This is a genomic window from Lysobacter yangpyeongensis, assembly GCF_042655745.1.
In the GTDB taxonomy this organism is placed as follows: domain Bacteria; phylum Pseudomonadota; class Gammaproteobacteria; order Xanthomonadales; family Xanthomonadaceae; genus Agrilutibacter; species Agrilutibacter yangpyeongensis.
This window is the reverse complement of record NZ_JBHSNM010000001.1, coordinates 1,132,526-1,147,655: the sequence shown is the minus strand read 5'-3', so window position 1 is coordinate 1,147,655 and position 15,130 is coordinate 1,132,526. Positions and strand designations below refer to the sequence as shown.

General features: G+C 68.2%; 13 protein-coding genes and 1 pseudogene. 10 read left to right on the top strand and 4 right to left on the bottom strand.

Annotated features, from left to right (window positions below):
- Positions 1 to 55 precede the first annotated feature (55 nt).
- Positions 56 to 1,540, bottom strand: coding sequence for an amino acid permease (locus tag ACFPN1_RS04800; RefSeq protein WP_386753429.1), 1,485 nt, complete (start codon positions 1,538 to 1,540; stop codon positions 56 to 58).
- A 221-nt stretch (positions 1,541 to 1,761) separates the two neighbouring features.
- On the opposite strand from ACFPN1_RS04800, the pseudogene ACFPN1_RS04795 reads away from it, so the two are divergent.
- The 3 genes and pseudogenes from ACFPN1_RS04795 to ACFPN1_RS04785 form a co-directional block, all read left to right on the top strand.
- Positions 1,762 to 2,412, top strand: a pseudogene (locus ACFPN1_RS04795) (UdgX family uracil-DNA binding protein); the annotation flags it as partial.
- 185 nt (positions 2,413 to 2,597) lie between these two features.
- Positions 2,598 to 3,767: a glycerophosphodiester phosphodiesterase family protein gene (locus ACFPN1_RS04790; protein WP_386753428.1), complete on the top strand. Its 1,170-nt coding sequence runs from the start codon at positions 2,598 to 2,600 to the stop codon at positions 3,765 to 3,767.
- A gap of 230 nt (positions 3,768 to 3,997) precedes the next feature.
- Positions 3,998 to 6,094, top strand: a complete 2,097-nt coding sequence (locus ACFPN1_RS04785; protein ID WP_386753426.1) for a M13 family metallopeptidase — start codon at positions 3,998 to 4,000, stop codon at positions 6,092 to 6,094.
- 105 nt (positions 6,095 to 6,199) lie between these two features.
- Here ACFPN1_RS04785 and dinB read toward each other — a convergent pair whose 3' ends face one another.
- From dinB to ACFPN1_RS04770, 3 genes are read right to left on the bottom strand one after another with little or no spacing between them, the layout of a single operon-like run.
- Positions 6,200 to 7,288 (bottom strand): DNA polymerase IV, encoded by a 1,089-nt coding sequence (gene dinB, locus ACFPN1_RS04780; RefSeq protein ID WP_386753425.1) that lies wholly within the window; start codon positions 7,286 to 7,288, stop codon positions 6,200 to 6,202.
- Between the two features lie 44 nt (positions 7,289 to 7,332).
- A complete protein-coding gene (locus tag ACFPN1_RS04775) occupies positions 7,333 to 8,775 on the bottom strand; it encodes a DUF1501 domain-containing protein (protein WP_386753424.1) in 1,443 nt (480 codons plus the stop codon).
- 10 nt (positions 8,776 to 8,785) lie between these two features.
- On the bottom strand, positions 8,786 to 10,540 hold the full coding sequence (locus tag ACFPN1_RS04770; RefSeq protein WP_386753423.1) for a DUF1800 domain-containing protein: 1,755 nt from the start codon (positions 10,538 to 10,540) through the stop codon (positions 8,786 to 8,788).
- A 140-nt stretch (positions 10,541 to 10,680) separates the two neighbouring features.
- Between ACFPN1_RS04770 and ACFPN1_RS04765 the strand changes: the two genes are divergently transcribed.
- From ACFPN1_RS04765 to ACFPN1_RS04735, 7 genes are all read left to right on the top strand, one after another.
- Positions 10,681 to 11,313 (top strand): CDP-alcohol phosphatidyltransferase family protein, encoded by a 633-nt coding sequence (locus ACFPN1_RS04765; RefSeq protein WP_386753422.1) that lies wholly within the window; start codon positions 10,681 to 10,683, stop codon positions 11,311 to 11,313.
- A 99-nt stretch (positions 11,314 to 11,412) separates the two neighbouring features.
- Entirely contained in the window at positions 11,413 to 12,420 is a 1,008-nt protein-coding gene (phaE, locus tag ACFPN1_RS04760; RefSeq protein ID WP_386753421.1) for a class III poly(R)-hydroxyalkanoic acid synthase subunit PhaE, read from the top strand.
- An 11-nt stretch (positions 12,421 to 12,431) separates the two neighbouring features.
- The gene (locus ACFPN1_RS04755; protein WP_386754043.1) at positions 12,432 to 13,502 is read left to right on the top strand and encodes a class III poly(R)-hydroxyalkanoic acid synthase subunit PhaC; all 1,071 of its coding nucleotides are present in this window, start codon (positions 12,432 to 12,434) and stop codon (positions 13,500 to 13,502) included.
- Positions 13,503 to 13,532: 30 nt separating this feature from the next.
- Positions 13,533 to 13,904 carry a DUF5329 family protein gene (locus ACFPN1_RS04750; protein ID WP_386753419.1) on the top strand — a complete coding sequence of 124 codons (372 nt, stop codon included), beginning with the start codon at positions 13,533 to 13,535 and terminating at the stop codon, positions 13,902 to 13,904.
- Positions 13,905 to 13,943: 39 nt separating this feature from the next.
- Positions 13,944 to 14,144: a PspC domain-containing protein gene (locus ACFPN1_RS04745; RefSeq protein WP_386753417.1), complete on the top strand. Its 201-nt coding sequence runs from the start codon at positions 13,944 to 13,946 to the stop codon at positions 14,142 to 14,144.
- Between the two features lie 8 nt (positions 14,145 to 14,152).
- Positions 14,153 to 14,581 (top strand): hypothetical protein, encoded by a 429-nt coding sequence (locus ACFPN1_RS04740; protein ID WP_386754042.1) that lies wholly within the window; start codon positions 14,153 to 14,155, stop codon positions 14,579 to 14,581.
- Positions 14,578 to 14,988, top strand: a complete 411-nt coding sequence (locus ACFPN1_RS04735; RefSeq protein WP_386753416.1) for a hypothetical protein — start codon at positions 14,578 to 14,580, stop codon at positions 14,986 to 14,988. Before ACFPN1_RS04740 ends, ACFPN1_RS04735 begins: the two co-directional genes overlap by 4 nt.
- Positions 14,989 to 15,130 lie beyond the last annotated feature (142 nt).

The following is a 15,130-nucleotide window of genomic DNA, read 5'->3' as shown; positions in this document are numbered from 1 at the left end:
TCCCGGATGCGCTTCGCTTATCCGGGCTACGACGTGATGCCTAAACGCCGGTGCGTCAGCCCTTCGCCAGCTTGCTATGGCGCATGCCATAGCCGAAATACACGACCAGGCCGACCGCCATCCAGATCAGGAAGCGCTCCCAGGTGATCCAGGGCAACTGGGACACCAGCCAGATCGAGAATGCGATGCCGATCAGCGGCACCAGCGGCACCCACGGCGTGCGGAAGGCCCGCGGAATGTCCGGACGACGGCGACGCAGCACGATGACCGACGTGCAGATCACCACGAAGGCCGACAGCGTGCCGATGTTGACCAGCTCGGCGACCTCGCCGATCGGCAACAAGCCAGCCACCACCGCGCTGACCACGCCCAGCAGCAGCGTCGGCCGGTGCGGCGTGCCGTAGCGCGGATGCACCTTGGCGAACCACGCCGGCAGCAGGCCGTCGCGGGCCAGCGAGAACCAGATGCGCGCCGCCGCGAGCAGGAAGGCGAACATCACGCTGATGATGCCGGTCACCGCCGCGACGGAAATGGCGACGCTGATCCACGGCATGCCCAGGTTGCGGAACGCGTCCGCGACCGGCGCGTCGGTGCCCAGCGTCGAGTAGTGGGCGATGCCGGTGAGCACCAGCGAGATCGCGATGTACAGCACCATCGATACGCCCAGCGACAGCAGCACCGCGCGCGGCAGGTCGCGTTGCGGGTTGCGGGATTCCTCCGCGGCGGTGGTCAGCGTGTCGTAACCGAACACGGCGAAGAACACGACCGCAGCGGCGGTGACCACGCCCGGGAAGCCGAAATGGCCCCGTCCGTCTTCGCCGATCACGCGTTCGGGAATGAACGGTGTCCAGTTGGCCGGATCGATGTGGAAGACGCCCACGCCGATCACCAGCACCACGGCGATGACCTTGATGCAGACGATCACGGTATTGAAGCGCGCGCCCCATTCGGTGCGGATCGTGAGCAGCCCCGCGATCAGCAGCGACACGGCGGCGGCGATCACGTTGAACATGCGGCCTTCGCCCGTGCCCATCGCGCCCTGCGCCCAGACGGGCAGGTGGATGCCCATCGCGTCGAGGATCGCCATGACATAACCCGACCAGCCGCTCGCCACGGCCGCCACGATCAGCGCGTATTCGAGCAGCAGATCCCAGCCGATCAGCCAGGCGGCGAATTCGCCGAGCACCGCGTAGCCGTAGGTGTAGGCGCTGCCGGTCACCGGGATCATGCCGGCGAACTCGGCATAGCACAGCGCGGCGGCGGCGCTGGCGATGCCCGCGATGATGAAGGCGAGGGCGACCGCGGGCCCGGCATTGGCCGCGGCCTGTTGTCCGGCGAGCACGAAGATGCCCACGCCGATGATGCCGCCCAGTCCGATGCCGGTCAGTTGCCACAGGCCCAGCACGCGACGGAAATCGCGGCGCGTGCCCACTTCGGCCTGCAGCTGTTCGATGGACTTGTGCCGGGTGAGCGCGGCGGCGAACGAACCGGAAGTCGGGCCCGAAGTCGCGCCTGAAGTCGAGCCGGAAGGATTGCTCATCGAAGTCTTTCCCCTGGACGGTCGCGCGATCATAGCGAAAGCGCCGTCCGCCACGGCCCGCGTTGCGGAACGGAGCGGTGCGGCGCACTGCGGCCCCGCGTTCTGCGGGCCACGCCCCGTCCACGCGCTGCCCGGGACAATGGGGCATGGCGACGAAGCGACCACGCAAGCCCGCTGCGCCACCGGCTTCGGAGCGGAATCAGGGCAAGACCGGCACCGCGGCAAAGCGCGCTCCGAGGAAGGCTGCGCGCACCGGCAACGTCCCCGAAGGCAGCGCGCCCGAGCCCGTCGACGGCAGCCTGGCCGCGCTGCGCGATGCCGCGGCCGGCTGCAAGCGCTGCGAACTGTGGAAGCCGGCGACCCAGACCGTGTTCGGCGAAGGGCCGGCACGCGCCCGCATCGTTGTCATCGGCGAGCAGCCGGGCGATCAGGAAGACCTGAGCGGCCGGCCTTTCGTCGGCCCCGCGGGCAAGCTGTTCGACCGCGCGCTCGCGGAACTCGGCATCGACCGCGGCGCGATCTACGTGACCAATGCGGTGAAGCATTTCCGCTTCGAGATCCGCGGCAAGGTGCGGCTGCACCGCAGTCCCGATCCGGTGCACCGGAAGGCCTGCAGTGTCTGGCTGGAAGGGGAACTGGAGCGGATCCGCCCGGACGTGATCGTGTGCCTGGGAGCGATCGCCGCCAAGGCAGTGCTGGGCAGCAAGTTCGCGCTGATGCGCCAGCGTGGGCATTGGCAGGAACTGGCGAGCGGTGTCCGGGTGCTCGCGACCGTACATCCGTCCTACGTTCTGCGGCAGCGCGACAGCGACGCGCGCCATGCCGCGTACGCGGACTTCGTGCGCGACCTGCAGCCTCTGCTCGATCGGTGAAGGCGGCGACATGCGTCGCGAAGTCTGGTCTGTCGGGTCGGATCGCGTGCGTGGCCCTGAAGGTCAGCACCGCGTGCCGGCATTCCCGGAAGATCGCCGCCGGGTCATGATGCGGCATGTCGCTTCCAGCCGTCGTGGCGTGCGCGTCCCGCGCTCCTGCCGCGGTCGCCACAGGGGAACCCGCCGTGAACTGCACTACCCGCGACGACGACCAGCGCCCCATCGTGATCGCCCATCGCGGCGCCAGCGGCTATCGCCCCGAACACACGCTGGAGTCGTATCGACTGGCCATCCGCCAGGGCGCCGATTTCATCGAGCCCGACCTCGTCGCGACGCGCGACGGCGTGCTGGTCGCGCGCCACGAGAACGAGATCTCCGGCACCACCGATGTCGCCCGGCACCCGGAGTTCGCCAGCCGCCGCACCACCAAGGTGATCGACGGCCGCACGCAGACCGGCTGGTTCACCGAGGACTTCACCCTCGCCGAACTGAAGACACTGCGCGCCCGCGAGCGCATTCCCGATGTGCGCCCGGCCAGCGCGCGCTTCGATGGCCGGTACGAGATCCCGACCTTTGCCGAGATCCTGCGCCTGGCGAAAGCCGCGAGCCGCGATGGCCGCGCGGTCGGTGTCTATCCCGAGACCAAGCTGCCGACGTATTTCGCCAGCGAAGGCCGCCGCATCGACGGCGCCCCGATCGGCGTGTCGGTGGGACACAAGCTCGTCGAGACGCTGATCGCCGAAGGCTTCACCGATCCGCGTCGCGTCTACATCCAGAGCTTCGAAGTCGCCAACCTCCTCGAGCTGAAGCGCTCGGTCATGCCGGCGGCGGGCGTGGAGTTTCCGCTCGTGCAGCTGTTCGGCGATCTCGATGCGAGCGGGCCATACGACTTCCGCTCGAACGCGAGCTACGGACTCGATCTCGCAGCACGCTACGGCGGCCTGGCGGATATCGTCGGCGGCATCGATGCCGCCACGCGATACCGCGCGCTGGCGACACAGCCGGCGCTGCAATGGATGCGGGCGAACTACGCCACCGGCATCGGCCCGCGGAAGGGCAGCCTCCTGCCGCGCGGATCCGCTCCGCAGTCGCACGAAGGCAAACCCGCCGCGCGGGAAGAGGAGCGGGGGCCTGCATTCCTCGCGCACGCGCTGGAGGCCGGTCTGCTCGTGCATCCGTACACCTTGCGGGCCGACGAAGCGCTGCTCACGCGCAACCCCGACGGGATTGCCACCCCCAGCGTCATCGACGAAGCCATGCAGTTGTTCGGCCTGGGCGTGCACGGATGCTTCATCGACCAGCCGGACCTCGGCGTCGCCGCACGGGACCGCTTCCTCGCCATCGGCGGGCGTTGACGCAACAGGCGCGTGGGACACAGCCGCTTCCGGCACGCAACGTCCGCCGCGTTCTGCCGCACCGCCGGCAGGTGCACCATGCCGCGTTTGTCCCGTTTTCCGGCATAGCCCGAACGTCACATGCATTCCGCACCGCGCGACTGCTAGGTTCGGCAGGCACCGCACGGCCTGCGAAGGGGCCTCCTTGCCGTCGGCTCTTCTGTCACCCATCGATTTCCACGGAGAGTTCCATGGCTGTTCCCACCATCAAACCGCTGGCCGCCGGCTGCCTCGTCGGCATGCTGGCCCTGGCCGGATGCAATGCCGGCAAGCCGGCGACCGCCGAGGCGCAGGCCGCGACCACGCCTCCGGCCTTCGCGCTGGACGAAAGCAAGCTGCCGCAGGTCGCGGGCTTCAGCGCGAACGACCTCGACGCCGGCAAGAGCGCCTGCGCCGATCTCGACGCCTACGTCAACGGCAAGTGGAAGGCCGCCAATCCCATCCCCGCCGACCGCACCGACTGGGGCCTGTACAGCGCGATGAGCGAGCGCTCGCTCGCCGTGCAGCACCAGCTGGCCGAACACGCCGCCGCGGCGGGTGGTACCGGCGTGGAAAAGATCATCGGCGACCTGTGGGCCACCGGCATGGACACGGCGAAGCGCAACGCGCAGGGCATCCAGCCGCTGCAGCCGCGCATCGCTGCCGTCGAGGGCCTGACCGACGGCGCATCCGTCGCCGCGTTCCTGCGACAGGCGTTCGCGAAAGGCGAGGGCTACGTTTTCAGCTTCGGTCCCAGCCCCGACTTCAAGGATTCCAACGTCAACATCGCCTACGTGACCCAGGACGGCCTCGGCCTGCCGGATCGCAGCTACTACTTCGACGCGGACAAGAAGGCCGCACGCGACGCCTACCAGGCGCACGTGGCGAAGCTGCTGGAGATGTCCGGCATCGCCGCCGCGGATGCCGCGCAGCAGGCGAAGGACGTGCTCGCGTTCGAGACGCGCCTGGCGAAGGTATCGAAGTCGAGCGAGGAGCTTTCGCGCGATACCGAGCTGTTCTATCACCCGGTGTCGGTGGCCGATGCCGACAAGCTGACGCCGCATTTCACCTGGAGCGAGTTCTTCGCCGCGCAGGGCATCGAAGCGCCCGCGATGTTCTCGCTGGCGATGCCGGAGTTCCAGCAGGAGTTCGACCGCATGCTCGCCGACGTTCCGGTGGCGACGTGGAAGAGCTACCTGCGCTTCCACATGGTCGACGATGCCGCGCGCTACCTCAGCGACGACTTCGCGCAGCAGTACTTCGAATTCCACAACAAGGCCCTCAACGGCCAGAAGGAAATCCAGGAGCCGTGGAAGCGCGTGCTCGGCACCATCAACCGCCAGGTCGGCGAAGCGATGGGCCAGCTCTACGTGAAGGCCACCTTCCCGCCGGAATCCAAGGCGAAGGTGCTCGACATGGTGCAGAACATGCGCGACGTGCTGAAGGCGCGCCTGGAGAAGCTGGAATGGATGGGGGACGCCACGCGCCAGAAGGCGCTGGAGAAGTGGGCGACGTTCACGCCCAAGATCGGCTACCCGGACAAGTGGCGCGACTGGAGCGGGCTGCAGACCAGCCGCGACAGCTACATCGGCAACGTGCTGGCCGCCAACGAATTCGACTACCGCTGGAACCTGGCGAAGATCGGCAAGCCGGTCGACCGCACCGAGTGGGGCATGAGCCCGCAGACGGTCAACGCCTACTACAACCCGCAGCTCAACGAAGTCGTGTTCCCGGCGGCGATCCTGCAGCCGCCGCTGTTCGATCCCAAGGCGGATGACGCGCTCAACTACGGCAACACGGGCGCCACCATCGGCCACGAACTGATGCACGGTTACGACGACCAGGGCAGCCGGTTCGGACCGAGCGGCAACTTCGAGAACTGGTGGACGCCGGCCGACGCGAAGGGCTTCGCCGAGCGCAGCGAGAAGCTGGTGCAGCAGTTCAACGGTTACGAGGCGCTGCCGGGCGTCAAGGTGAACGGCCGGCTCACGCTCGGCGAGAACATCGCCGACCTGGGCGGCATCGAAGTCGCCTACGACGCGATGAAGAAGGCCGCGGGCAACACGCCGGATCCGATGATCGAAGGCATGAGCCGCGACCAGCGCTTCTTCGCCAGCTTCGCGCTGAGCTGGCGCAGCGTGATGACGCCCGAATCGCTCAAGGTGCTGGTGGCGTCCAACCCGCACGCGCCGGAAAACTTCCGCGCGATCGCGGCGCCGTCGAACATGCCGCAGTTCGCCGCCGCCTTCCAGTGCAAGGACGGCGACCCGATGGTGCGCACCGGCGACAAGCGCGTCGTGATCTGGTGACCGCGTGGTCCATCTCCCCGTTCCGGCGGGGAGACGGACACAGGCTGCAGGGTGGGCCCAGGCCCACCCTTTTTCATGCCGCTTGTCTCAATGGCCTCGGCCGCGTCAGGCGAACAGGTCTTCCTGCGCCGCCGCACTGTCGGCATCGACAAAGCCCGACAATCCCACGCCGACCAGCCGGTAGCGTGTCCGGCTGGGCAGTTCGACCCGCGAACGCAACTCGCAGGCGATGTCCGCGAGCTGCCGCAGCGACTCCGGTCGCGAAGCAGGCGTGAGACTGCGGGTAAGCGTCCTGAAATCCGAGGTCTTCAGCTTCAGCACGACCGTGCGCGCGAGCCGGCCATGCGTCGAAGCGCGCTCGCGCTCGTAGCCGGCCCAGGCCTTTTCCGCCAGCCGGCGGATATGCGGTTCGAGTTCGTCCAGCAGCAGATCGTGCTCGAAGGTGTCCTCCGCCGAGATCTGCATCGTCGGGCGCTCGCTCTGCACCGGATGCTCGTCGATTCCGAGCGAGAGTTCGTGCAGGCGCAGGCCCCAGCGGCCGAAGCGGCGTTCCAGTTCCTCCACGCGCAGCGCGCGCAGGTCGCCGACGGTGGTCACACCCATCTGCGCAAGGCGGCCTTCCATCACCTTGCCCACGCCGGGCAAGCGGCCCACGGGAAGCGGCTCCAGGAACGCCAGCACCCGGTGCGGGCGGATCACGAACAGACCGTCCGGCTTGCGCCAGTCGCTGGCGATCTTCGCGAGGAACTTGTTCGGTGCCACACCGGCCGACGCGGTGAGCCCGGTCTCCTCGCGGATCGCGGCGCGGATCGCTTCCGCCGTCGCCGTCGCGGTGTCCAGGCCGGTCTTGGTGGTGGTGACGTCGAGGTAGGCCTCGTCGAGCGAGAGCGGCTCGATCAGGTCGGTGTGGCGCGCGAAGATCTCGCGCACCTGGCGCGACACGGCCTTGTAACGGGTGAAGTCGGGCGGCACGAAGATCGCCTGCGGACAGAGGCGCTCCGCGCGCACCGCCGGCATCGCCGAGCGCACGCCGAAGCGCCGCGCCTCGTAGCTCGCCGCGCAAACGACCGAACGCGAACCGCGCCACGCCACGACGACGGGTTTGCCGCGCAGCGAAGGATCGTCGCGCTGCTCGACGGAGGCGTAGAACGCATCCATGTCCACATGCACGACTTTGCGGGGCGGCGGGGTCACCCGCGAAGTCTAGCCGCCGCGCGGCGGCACGCACTCTTCCGCGGTCAACGCAGCAACTGGCGCACATGGCGCCAGAAGAGGTCGATGAATCCCGCTTCGTGGTGGGGCCGGGATTTTTTTGTCGCTGTCCGGTAGCCCGGTTGGCTGCTGGCCCGCATCGCCAGCGACGTGGGCAGGTCGGTGCCCTGCACGATGCCCAGCGGTGAGTAGCCCGCGTAATTGGGGAAGATCGTCGTCAGGTTCGGATTGCCCATGCGGCGGACCAGGATCTCCGAGAGCACGCGGCGGTAGTCGGTGCTGACCGGCACGTCGCCGTAGTAAGGCGACAGCACTTCGGGATCGAGGCCCGACCACGCGCCGAAGAAGCGCCGGCCGTTGACGGCACCGCCGAGGACCAGCATCGGGTTGCCATAACCGTGGTCGGTGCCACCGGCGGCGTTCTCGCGTACGCGGCGGCCGAATTCGGACTGCACGACCACCGTGACGCGCGATGCATGTCCGCTCGCCGCCAGGCTGGCGTAGAAAGCCGACAGCGCGGACGACAGCTCGTTCACCTTGTTCTGGTAGTAGTGCCAGCCGGCGCCGGCCGTGCCCTGTCCGTCGTGCGTGTCCCAGCCGCCCAGGTCGAGCGTGGCGTAGTTGAGGCCGAGTTCGAACTGGATCGATTGCGCGATCGTCCACAACTGTTCCGCGAACGTACCCGTCGGCCATCCCGCGGGCAGGGCGGCGTAGGGTTGGGTGGCGATCACGCGCAGCGAGCGGTCGGCGCGCTGTCCGTCTTCCTCGAGCGTGCTCGGGCCGGCCCACATCGAAGCGAGCATCTCGTTGACGCCGCGGAAGCCGGCCGGGGCCCCGGCGCGGGCCTGCTGCCATTGCCAGGCGCCGCTGTCGAGCGCGAAATCCGACGGATCGGCCATGACCAACGTGTCGGGCGATCCCAGCAGCGACACCGGCGTGCGGCTGCTGACACCCAGCAACGGCACGCTGCCGCCTGCCCCCGTGGCCGCTTGCGTATTCCACGCACGCGTCATCCAGCCGCTGCCGGTGCCCTTGGCGCCGGGGCTGCCCAGATCGATGTACAGCTGCGCGTCGAAATGGCTGCGCGTCGCCTCGGGCAGGCCGCAGCCGTGCACGATGGCCAGGTGTTGCGCGTTCCACAGGTCGCGCAGGCCGGTGGCCGACGGATGCAGGCCGAATCCGGTGGCGGCGTTGTTGGCGAGCGTGAGGGGCAGGGCGCCGTAGGTACCCGAGTTGGCGATGGCGAGATTGGGTCGCGCCTGCTCGTAGTGGCCGCGGTCGATGCCGCTGACGGGGACGACCAGGTTGAGACCGTCCATCGCACCACGCAGGAACACGTGGACGACGGTGTTGCCGGCGCCGGCCGCACTGGCGTCGGCGCGGCCGGAAAACATCATCAGCGGCTTGCCAGCGCCCAGCGCACTGCTGGCGCAGCAACCCTTGAGGAACTCGCGGCGGTTGAATCCCATGGCGTTGTCCTCAGCGGCTCAGGAATTCGGGCGACATCAGGATCAGCGACACCATGCTGCGCAGGCGCTGCTGGTTGTAGTGCTGCTTGAGGTCGTTGGCGGACCAGGTGTCCGTATCGGCAATCACGTAGCCGGTAGCGCTGCCGTTCTGCGCCATGAAGGCCACCAGTTGCTGCCGGCGTGTGGCGGTGGGCAGGTAACCGAGCAGGCGCCGGCACCAGAAATCGACCAGGTTGCTCGCCGTCCACGAAGCCACGTTGGCGCGCGTGGTCTGCAGGATCGGCGCCAGCGGCACGCCGGCATCGGTCGTCTCGGTGAGCCAGTTCAGCATCTTCCACGTCATCGCGTGGCTGTTGGAACCCGACCATGCCGATGCGGTATCCGGATAGCCGTTCGGCGCGGGCCATTCATACGGCGTGTGGCCGGTGTAATCCATGCGCCACATGAACTCGTCGCTCTTGTCGTTGCCCATGCGCAGCGTCCAGTCCGTGCCGAGCGCGCGCATGGCCGCGACCATGGTCTCGAAGGGACGACGTCGCTTGTATCCCCAACTGCCCGGAAGTGCGGGCGACAGCAGGATGTGGCGCAGCACGCGTTCGATCTGGTCGCTGGCCTGCCAGTGCTGCCGGAACACGGCGGCCGCGCTGGCGACCAGCGCCGGATCCGGCTTGTCGCTGACGAAGCGGCGGATCAGCTTGGTGCAGATGGAACGGGCGACGTACGGGTGGCTGGCGAGACGATCGAGGATGTCGCGGCCGTCCTTGAGCGCCGGTTGTTCGGGATTGAGCAGGCGACCCAGCACGAACTTGGGGCCCGCGTCGTGCCAGGTCTGGCGATAGACGAACGTGCCGTCATCGTCGGTCGGGAACTCCCAGTGCCCGTCCTTCACCGTCCATCCCGTGAAGGCAGAGGCCGTCTCGTAGACGTCGATGTCGCAGTAGCCCGACGGATAGGCCGGATCTTCCGGGCACGGCGGAATCTGGAACGGATCGGCGAAGCCGAGGTAGTGCTCGGCGCCTAGCGTGTGCAGTTCCAGCAGTTCGCGCGCGAAGTTCTCGTTGGGGCCGGCACGCGTGTTGTCGGCGTTGTCGAGGTAGTAAAGCATCGCCGTGCTGCGTGCCACTTCCTCCACCAGCGTGCGGAAGTTGCCCAACGCGTGCTGTCGCAGCACGTCGCGGTCGAAATGCACGTAGACCGGACCGGCATCGCCTTCGGTGGCGGTCACGTTGAAGTGGTCGTGCCAGAAGTTCACCACCAGTTCGCGCAGCTGCCGCTTCGAATGCACGGCGCGGACGAACGCGGCGCGCTGCACTTCCCAGGCCGGGCGCATGCGCACATCCCAATCCGGATCTCCGAGCACGTGGTCGGTCCACAGCTGGGTGAGGCTCTTGCCCAGCGTCGAATACCCGGCCCCGGTCAGACGCGCATCTAGCGCGCTGTCGTCGATGTTCGTCCAGTCCAGTTGCCACTCGACGAAATTGGCCAGGCGCGTGGTGTCGTTGGAGCCCAGGGCATTGAATTCGGCGAACGAGGCCGCGGTCGCGCCGTAGGTCAGGTGGCCGAGCGCGCGGACCGCGAACGGCGCCACCGGCAGGGTGACCATCGACGCTGGCAACGGTCCGCCGGTGTGCATGGAGGCGGCGGGTGCGGCCGCGGCCGCGGAAGCGGAGTGCCGCATCGCGACCGCGCCGCGCGCGTGGGTGCCGTACCGCTGGCGCAGCAACTGCTGCATGCGCGCCCGCTGCGCGCTCGATAGGGTGTCCATGGGGCTGCGTCCTTTCCGGCTCCCGCGAAGGCTAGGTTCACGCGCCAGGTGCGGGCGTGCCATGGATCACAGAACCGGCCAGCCCGACGGTCGCGCCGCACCGGCTTGCGGCGCGCGATGGGCCTTGGCACGATCCGCCGATGAATACGGATCCCCGCAATCGCCGGCACTTCTCCATGATCCGCGGGTTCCATCTCGCGGACTGGTTCACGCTCGCGAACGCCTTCTGCGGCACCGGGGCGATCTTTTCCGCCATGCGCTTCCTGCAGGATGGCGTGGTCGCCGACCTGCTGGTCGGCATGGCCCTGATTCCCGCGGCCTTCGTCTTCGATGCGCTCGACGGTCGCGTGGCGCGCTGGCGGCAATCCTCTTCGACGCTGGGTCGTGAACTGGATTCGCTGGCCGACGTGATTTCCTTCGGTGTCGCACCGGCGGCGCTGGCGTATGCCTGCGGCCTGCAGGGCGGCTGGGACTGGGCGGTGCTGAGCTATTTCGTCGGTTGCGGCGTGAGCCGCCTGGCGCGCTACAACGTGACGGCCGAGCAGTTGTCGGGCGGCGGCGACAAGGTGAAGTACTTCGAGGGCACGCCGATCCCGACCAGCCTGTTGCTGGTGATCGTGCTCGCCGTCGCCGCACGGCAAGGCGCGATCGGCCCGAACGTGTGGTTGGGCATGATCCAGCTGGGGCCATGGCAGTTCCACCCGCTGGTGCTGATGTTCGCGCTGTCGGGCTCGCTGATGATCAGCAAGACCCTGCGCATCCCCAAACCGTAGGGCGGGCCCCGGCCCGCCTTGCACGCAGGCGAGCGCTTCCTGCATCCCTCCCTGCAACAGTCGCAGCGGTATCATCCTCCGCCTTGACGGAGGAACCTGATGGCCAGCGGATTCGACGATTTCGAGCAGCTTGCGCGCCAGTACTGGAGCGCGTGGGGCGATGCGATGCGCGCAGGCGCGACGCCCGCCCAACCCGCCATGCCCAACTGGAACGACGCGCTGGGCTGGTGGTCGCAGCTGGCGAAAGGAGCGACCGCAGCCAACCCGGCCAGCGGTGCGGACGATGCCGTCAACCGCTTCAATTCCCAGGCGCAGCAATGGCTGGGCCAGCTGCAGCAGTTGGCGGCGCAGTTCGCCGGCACCCAGGCGCAACCCGCGGACATCGCCGACGCATGGCGGCGGATGCTCGGCGCAAACGGTGCGAACGCGTTCGCCGAGATGTTCAAGGGCATGCCTGGCCCGGGCCAGCATGGCGTCGACCACTGGATGGAGCAGATGGCGCCGCTGCTGCAGAACCTGCAGCGCGACGGTCGCAGCTGGCTGGGCCTGCCGGCGTTCGGTTTTGCGCGCGAACACCAGGAACGCTGGCAGGCGCTTGCGCAGGCGCAGCTCGACTATCAGGAGAAGAGCAACGCGTACAACGCGCTGATGGCCGAAGCGACGCAGCTCGCCTTCCGCCGCTTCGAGGACAAGCTCGCCGAGCGCAGCGAACCCGGTCGCCAGCTCGGCTCCGCGCGCGCGCTGTTCGACCTGTGGATCGACGCGGCCGAGGACGCCTACGCCGAAATCGCGCTGTCGCCGCGTTTCCGCGAGACCTACGGCGAATTCCTCAACGCGCAGATGAAGGTGCGCGCCGGCCTGCAGCGCGAAGTCGAGCAGTTCTGCGGCCAGCTGGGCATCCCCACGCGCACCGAGATCGACGCGGCGCATCGCAAGATCGTCCAGCTCGAACGCGAACTGCGGCGCCTGCGTGACACGCTGCACGACGCCGCTTCCCGAACACCGAACGAGGCCTCCAACCCGGCCGCGCAACCCAGGGCCGGAAAAGTCGCGGCGAAAAAGGCACCGGCGAAGAAGGCACCGGCGAAGAAGGGAGCGCGCGCATGACCCCCACCGACCTGCACGGCCCCTTCGCCTTCACCCCCGAAACCCTGGCGCAGGAGGCGATGCAGGTGCAGGCCAAGCTGCGCGCGGGCCTGGAAACGCTGCACGAGGTCGACGACGTCGATTACGGCGCCACCGCACGCGAGGAAGTCTGGCGCGACGGCAAGGTGGTGCTGTACCGCTTCAAGGGCGAGCGCGCGCCGACCGCGAAGGTGCCGCTGCTCATCGCCTATGCGCTGGTGAACCGGCCCTACATGGTCGACCTGCAGAGCGACAAGTCGATCGTGCGCGGCCTGCTCGAGCGCGGCGAGGACGTGTACGTGCTCGACTGGGGCTACCCGGACCGTTCCGATCGCTACCTGGAACTCGAGGACTACATCCAGCGTTTTCTCGGCGGCGCAGTCGACCACCTGCGTCGTACGTACCGCCAGGACGCGATCAATCTGCTCGGCATCTGCCAGGGCGGCGCGTTCTCGCTGTGCTATTCGGCGCTCAATTCGAAGAAGGTGCGCAACCTGGTCACCATGGTCACGCCGGTGGACTTCCACGGCGAGGACAACATGCTGTCGAACTGGGTGCGCTGCCTGGACGTCGATGCCTTCGTCGACACGCTCGGCAACGTGCCGGCCGACCTGATGAACTGGACCTACCTCACGCTCAAGCCGTGGCGGCTGTTCGTGCAGAAGTACGTCGGCATGGTCGACATCCTCGACAACCGGCAGGCGCTGGAGGACTTCCTGCGCATGGAGAAATGGATCTTCGATTCGCCCGACCAGGCGGGCGAGGCCTTCCGCCAGTTCGTCAGCCAGTTCTACCAGCGCAACGGCTTCGTCAACGGCGGCATCGAGATCGGCGGCCGTCCGGTCGACCTCGGCTTCGTCGACATGCCGGTGCTGAACATCTACGCCGAGCAGGATCACCTGGTGCCGCCATCGGCATCGCGCGCGCTGAAGGACCTCGTCGGCAGCGACGACTACAGCGAACTCTCGTTCAAGGGCGGGCATATCGGCATCTACGTGTCGAGCCGCGCCCAGCGCGAAGTGCCCTCGGCGATCCACGACTGGCTCGAGCAGCGGTCGCGGTAGTCGGCGCGGCGGTCGCTGCAGATTGCACGCATGAACAGGTTCGTCGTGCTGCTGTCCGTCCTGCTGCTGGCTTCAGCGCAGGCCGCGCCGCCGCCGGTCGCGGCCGGGGAGATCGACCGGCTGATCGCCGCGATGGGCGCCTCGGGCTGCGACTTCGAACGCAACGGCCGCTGGTATCCGGCGAAGCAGGCGGAGGAACACCTGCGCCGCAAGTACGAATGGCTGCGCAGGCGCGACCTCGTCGCCAGCGCCGAACAGTTCATCGAACGCGCCGGCACCCGGAGCAGCATGAGCGGTCGCGCCTATCGCGTGCGTTGCGCCGGACGGCCGGTCGTGCCGTCCGCGGAATGGCTGCGTGCGCGGTTGCGCGAAATGCGCCAGCCACGATCGAACCCGCACTGAGGCCGCGCTAGACTCGCGGCAGGTCCGGAGGACACATCCATGAACGCCCCACGCACGCTCTCCCGCTCCCGCGACGACCGCATTCTGGCTGGCGTGATGGGTGGCATCGCCAGGCGCTTCGACTGGAATGCCACCCTGGTGCGCGTGCTTTACGTAGTGCTGTCGATCGTCTCCGCGGCCTTCCCGGGCATCCTGGTCTACCTCATCCTCTGGCTGCTGACCCCGGAAGAGGGCAATTGAACCCAGTGCTGCGCGGCATCGCAGTGGGCCTCGGCATGGTGTGGGCCTTGCCCAACACCGCGCTGGGACTGCTGGCCGGCGCCGTGGGACTGGTTTTCGGCGCGCACGCGCACTGGCGCCCGAGGGACCTGGCGATCGTGTTCCATGGCTGGCCCTGGGGGCCGGGCGGAGCGCTCACCCTGGGCAACGTGATCCTGCATACCGGCGACACGCTGGATTCGACCTGCGTGACCTACGCGCATCGCGCCGGCCACGCCGACGAAGCGCCGATCCTGCTCGCCGACCACGAGCGCGCGCATGTGTACCAGTACATGGCGCTGGGCCTGCTGTTCCTGCCGCTGTACCTCGCGTGCGGCGGAATCAGCGTGCGCAACCGCTTCGAGCGCGCGGCCGATCGCTACGCGCAGACCGGACGCGGCTGGTGGCCCTGGGCATGACGCAGGATCCCGCGCCGTCCGGCATGCGAGAGAACGAAGTTCCTTCGTCGCTGCACGAGTTGTACGCGCCACCTTCCTCGCGGCCGGCGGTGGGCGGCGTGGTCCGCACCGCCGGACGTCCGCTGTGGGTCGGCTATGGCCTGGGATGGGCGGCGATCGGTTTCACCTTCCTCTGGGTGGTCGTGGCGTTTCCGGTGTTCATCCGGTTTACCTCGATCGGCATCGGTGCCGTGGCCGCTGCGGTCTGGCTGGGCCTGCTGGTGGCGCCCACGCTGGCGCTGATCGCCTATCTGGGCTGGCGCCGGCAGTGGAAGGCGCTGCTGGGAACCGCACTCGCCTGGGCCAGCGCCCTCGTGCTGGGCGCGCTGCTGCTTCTGCTGGTGGCGGGCCTCGGCAGGACGTTCTGAGCGGCGCGCTCGCCGTGTTCGCAAAACGTTGCGATTCCCTTTACCCCGCGATAACCACCCGCGCGATAACCTCGCAGGCGTCGGAGAACAAGTAACGAGCCTGAAAACTCGCTGCAACCGCTCCGGCAACGGAAGGCTCAGC